This is a genomic window from Promicromonospora sp. NPDC057488 (genome assembly GCF_042802395.1).
GTDB lineage: Bacteria > Actinomycetota > Actinomycetes > Actinomycetales > Cellulomonadaceae > Promicromonospora.
Genome location: NZ_JBHVEG010000286.1, coordinates 1 through 4,884, shown reverse-complemented (window position 1 = coordinate 4,884; position 4,884 = coordinate 1). Strand labels below are relative to the sequence as shown.

Sequence of the window (4,884 nt, the reverse complement as noted above, 5' to 3'; positions counted from 1 at the left end):
GCCAGGACGCGGTTCGTCCTGGCAGCAACCGCATGGTCGCTGCGAAGCCCCGCGTACGGCGGGCGGGTCGTCACGTCGCCGCGGGCTCCTCCACCACCGGGGCCGCGAACTGGCTCGCGTACAGCCGGGCGTAGGCGCCGTCCGCGGCGAGCAGGTCGTCGTGCGAGCCCTGCTCCACGATGTCGCCGTGCTCCATCACGAGGATCACGTCGGCGTCGCGGATCGTGGACAGCCGGTGCGCGATGACGAACGACGTCCGGTCCTTGCGCAGCCGGTTCATGGCCTCCTGGACGAGCACCTCGGTGCGCGTGTCCACCGACGACGTCGCCTCGTCGAGCACGAGGATCGCCGGGTCGGCCAGGAACGCCCGGGCGAGCGTGAGGAGCTGCTTCTCCCCCGCCGAGACCGACGAGCCCTCCTCGTCCACGACGGTGTCGTAGCCGTCGGGCAGGGTCCGCACGAACGGGTCCACGTGGGTGGCCCGCGCGGCGGCGAGGAACTCGTCCTCGCTCACGGTGGCGCCGTCGGGCACGCCGTAGCGGAGGTTCTCCTCGATGGTGCCCTTGAACAGCCAGGTGTCCTGGAGCACCATGCCGACCGACGACCGCAGGTCGTCGCGCGACATGTCGCGGGTGTCCACGCCGTCCAGGGTGATGCGGCCGCCGTCCACCTCGTAGAACCGCATGAGGAGGTTGACGAGCGTGGTCTTGCCGGCGCCCGTGGGGCCGACGATGGCGATGGTCTGCCCCGGCTCCGCGACCAGGTTGAGCCCGGTGATGAGGGGGCGCTCGGGCGTGTAGGAGAACGTGACGTCCTCGAACGCGACCCGGCCGCGCACCGGCACCACCTTCTGCGACTCGGCGGGGTCGGGCGACTGCTCGGGCGCGTCCAGGAGCTCGAACACCCGCTCCGCGGAGGCGACGCCGGACTGCAGCAGGTTCATCATCGAGGCCACCTGGGTCAGCGGCTGCGTGAACTGGCGCGAGTACTGGATGAACGCCTGGACGTCACCCAGCGACAGCGTGCCGGAGGCCACGCGCAGGCCGCCGACGACGGCCACGACCACGTAGTTCAGGTTCGCGAGGAACCCCATGGCCGGCTGGATGGTGCCCGAGATGAACTGCGCCTTGAAGCTCGAGGAGTACAGCGCGTCGTTCTCGTCGGCGAACGCCTTGGCCGTGGACTCCTGGTGCCCGTAGACCTTCACGAGCGCGTGGCCCGTGAACGACTCCTCGATGTGCGCGTTCAGGCGCCCCGTGGCCGCCCACTGCTCCACGAACTGCGGCTGGCTGCGCTTGGCGATCTGCGCCGTCAGCACGACCGACAGCGGCACGGTCACCAGCGCGACCAGGGCGAGGACCGGCGAGATCCAGAACATCATGCCGAGCACGCCGATCACTGTCAGGACGGCGGTCACGAGCTGCGCGAGCGTCTGCTGGGTGGTCTGGGCCACGTTGTCGATGTCGTTGGTGACGCGCGACAGGATCTCGCCGCGCTGGCGGGCGTCCACGTACGACAGCGGGATGCGGTGCAGCTTGGCCTCGACCTGGTCGCGCAGGTCCCGCATGGTGCGCTGCACGACGCCGGCGGTGATGCGCGACTGGAGCCAGCCGAACAGGAACGCCCCGACGTACGCCGCGACCACCCAGCCGAGGGTCTGCATGAGCAGCGCGAAGTCGATGCCCTGGCCGGGCACCACACCCACGACGCCGGACAGCAGGTCCGCCATCTGGTCCTGACCCGCCGCGCGCAGCCCGGCCTCCGCCTGCTCCGTGGTCACGCCCGAGGGCAGCTGCGCGCCCACGACGCCCGCGAAGATCACGTTCGTCGCGTTGCCGAGCAGCTTGGGCCCGAGCACGGTGAGCGCCACCGAGGCGATGCCCAGCACCATCAGGATCACGATGTTCACGCGCTCCGGCCGCAGCGAGCCGGCGAACCGGCGCAGCGAGCCCTTGAAGTCCATCGGCTTCTGCACGGGCATGCCCATACCCATGCCCATCGGCCCGCCACCGCCGGGACCACGCCCGGGGCCGCCGGGACCGCGGCCGGCCGGTGCGGTCGTCGTCGAGCTCTCGCTCTGGGGCTTGTCCTCCGTGCTCATGCCGCCTCCTCCAGGCTCATCTGGGACGTCACGATCTCCTGGTACGTCGGGTTGTCCGCCAGCAGCTGCGCGTGCGTGCCGCGGCCGACGATGCGGCCGTGGTCGAGCACCAGGATCTGCTCGGCGTCACGGATGGTCGCCACGCGCTGGGCCACGACGATCACCGTCGCGTCGCGGGTCTGCGGCCGCAGGGCCGCCCGCAGGCGCGCGTCGGTCGCGTAGTCCAGGGCGGAGAAGCTGTCGTCGAACAGGTAGATGCGGGGCTTGCGGATCACGGCACGCGCGATGGCGAGCCGCTGCCGCTGGCCGCCGGAGAACGTCGAGCCGCCCTGCGCCACCTCCGACTCCAGGCCGTCCGGCAGCGCCTCGATGAAGTCGCGTGCCTGCGCCACCTCCAGCGCCGCCCACATCTCCTCCTCGGTGGCGTCGGACTTGCCGTACCGCAGGTTGTCGGCGACGGTCCCGGAGAACAGGAACGCCTTCTGCGGCACCAGCCCCATCAGGGAACCGAGATCGCGCTGCAGCAGGTCCCGGACGTCGACGCCGTCCACCCGGACGGTGCCGCCGGTGGCGTCGAACAGGCGCGGCACCAGGTTGAGCAGCGTCGACTTGCCCGAACCGGTCGAGCCGATGATCGCTGTGATCTGGCCCGGCACGGCCTCGAACGACAGCTCGTGCAGCACCGGCTCCTCGGCGCCCGGGTAGCGGAACTCGACGTCCTCGAAGGTGACACGGCCGCTCGGACCCGTGACGGCGCCGTCGGGCGAACCGTTGTGCTCGGGCGAGCCGTTCCGCTCGGCGAGCGAGCCCGGCAGGGCGACCGGCGCCTGGGGGTCGACGACGGACGGCTCGGTGTCCAGGACCTCCCCGATGCGCTCCGCCGCGACGGCGGCGCGCGGGATCATCATGAAGATCATCGTGGACATCATCACGGCCATGAGGATGTACATGATGTAGCTCAGGAACGCGGTCAGGGAGCCGATCTCCATCTCCCCGGCCTGGATCTCGTGGGCGCCGAACCACAGCACGGCCACGGACGACAGGTTCATGATCAGCATGACCACCGGGAACGTGAGCGCCATCAGGCGGCCGGCGCGCAGCGAGGTGTCGAACAGCTCCTCGTTGACCACGCCGAAACGCTCGGTCTCCCGGCGCTCACGCACGAACGCCCGGACCACGCGCAGGCCCGTGATCTGCTCGCGCAGCACGGAGTTGATGGCGTCGATGCGCTTCTGCATGCGCCGGAAGTGCGGCACCATGCGCCACACGATGACGCCCGCGGTGGCGGCCAGGACCGGCACGATGACGAGCAGCAGGCCCGACATCGACACGTCCTCCGACAGTGCCAGGATGACGCCGCCGATCAGCATGATCGGCGCCATCACCATGATGGTGAACGTCATCAGCACGGTCATCTGCACCTGCTGGACGTCGTTCGTGCTGCGCGTGATCAGCGTCGGCGCCCCGAACCGCGCCATCTCGCGTGCGGAGTACGTCTGGACCGAGCGGAAGACGTCGCGCCGCAGGTCACGGCCGAACGCCGTGGCGACCTGCGCGCCGAAGTAGACGGCGATGACCGACGCGACGACCTGGCCCAGCGAGACGACCAGCATCCAGCCGCCGGTGCTCCAGATGTACCCGATGTCACCGGGCACCACGCCCTTGTCGATGATGTCGGCGTTCAGACTGGGCAGATACAGGGCCGCGAGCGTCTGCACCAGCTGGAGGACCAGCACCGCGACCACCGCCCAGCGGTACGGGCCCAGATATTTCCGGGCGAGAGCGACAAGCATCAGAAGTTCCCTTCAGGGCTGGGGGTTGGAGAACCTGGTGCGCCTGGCCCCGCGGTGGAGGCTGCACCTTCGGCAGCGTCGGGGCCAGACTTTTTTGCGGGGCCGGCGAGGCCGTTGACGAGGGCGTCGGCCAGGACGTCCGCCGGCACCACGGGCTGCAGGTGGTCGATCCGCACGTGCGCGCCGGCGATCGCCGACTCGACCAGCGAGATCGCCACCTCGACGGGGACCCGCAGCCGGTGCGCGTCCGGTGCGAGGACGGCGGTGATCCCCTCGACCGTAGCCGCGTGCTGCTGGGCCCGCTGGTCCAGCAGCGTCTTGCGGTAGGCGAGCATGCGCTCGTGGTGGTCGGCAGGTGTACCGGGTACGAGGCCAGGCTGTCCGGGCTGTCCCGGCGGGACGACGCGCGGACCCGGCGGACCCGGCGGGCCGGGCGGGACGACCTGCACCCCGGGTGGCCCGGCCGCACCGGACGACGGCGGCGCCATCGGCGGCACGATGGGCAGCCCCGGCGCGCCGGGCGGGGGCGCCATGCGGCGCAGGATCGACATCCAGCGCATGACCTCGGCCACCCGGTGGCGGCCCAGCTCGATGACGAGCTCCAGGCGCCGCTCGAGCGGCAGCGCGGAATCGATGGCGGTGAGCTCGGCGAGGGTCTCCTCCGGCCGGCCCGCCTGCGCCAGGCCCTCGACGGCGACGGCGCCGACCAGCGCCGTCTTGTCGCCGAACGCCCGGAAGAGCGTGCCCTCCGCGACGCCGGCGGCCTGCGCCAGCTCGCGGGAGGTGATGTCGTGGCCGCGCTCCGCGACCAGCGGGAGCACCGCGTCGACGATCGCCGCCTTACGGTCCTCCGGGGTCATGCGGGAGGCGCGCGGCCGTACGTTGTCCATGCCGGAACAGTAAATGAGTGAGCGCTCACTCCGCAACTCGTTTATGCCACGAGCAGACCACCCGGCGACAAGAGACAGCAGTGGGGCCGGAGCACCGATC

General features: G+C 71.0%; 3 protein-coding genes. All 3 read right to left on the bottom strand.

Annotated features, from left to right (window positions below; translation table 11 throughout):
- Positions 1-70: 70 nt before the first annotated feature.
- From ACFU5G_RS29130 to ACFU5G_RS29120, 3 genes are read right to left on the bottom strand one after another with little or no spacing between them, the layout of a single operon-like run.
- Complete coding sequence (locus tag ACFU5G_RS29130; protein ID WP_377252492.1) at positions 71-2,101, bottom strand: ABC transporter ATP-binding protein; 2,031 nt, start codon at positions 2,099-2,101, stop codon at positions 71-73.
- On the bottom strand, positions 2,098-3,894 hold the full coding sequence (locus tag ACFU5G_RS29125) for an ABC transporter ATP-binding protein (RefSeq protein ID WP_377252490.1): 1,797 nt from the start codon (positions 3,892-3,894) through the stop codon (positions 2,098-2,100). The genes ACFU5G_RS29130 and ACFU5G_RS29125 overlap by 4 nt, the downstream gene beginning before the upstream one ends.
- Positions 3,894-4,784 carry a TetR/AcrR family transcriptional regulator gene (locus ACFU5G_RS29120; RefSeq protein ID WP_377252488.1) on the bottom strand — a complete coding sequence of 297 codons (891 nt, stop codon included), beginning with the start codon at positions 4,782-4,784 and terminating at the stop codon, positions 3,894-3,896. Before ACFU5G_RS29120 ends, ACFU5G_RS29125 begins: the two co-directional genes overlap by 1 nt.
- Positions 4,785-4,884: the final 100 nt, after the last annotated feature.

What these genes read in the sequence shown, in the direction of transcription:
- ACFU5G_RS29130 (WP_377252492.1), bottom strand. Translation starts at nt 2,101, where the DNA reads ATGAGCACGGAGGACAAGCCCCAGAGCGAGAGCTCGACGACGACCGCA.
- ACFU5G_RS29125 (WP_377252490.1), bottom strand. Translation starts at nt 3,894, where the DNA reads ATGCTTGTCGCTCTCGCCCGGAAATATCTGGGCCCGTACCGCTGGGCG.
- ACFU5G_RS29120 (WP_377252488.1), bottom strand. Translation starts at nt 4,784, where the DNA reads ATGGACAACGTACGGCCGCGCGCCTCCCGCATGACCCCGGAGGACCGT.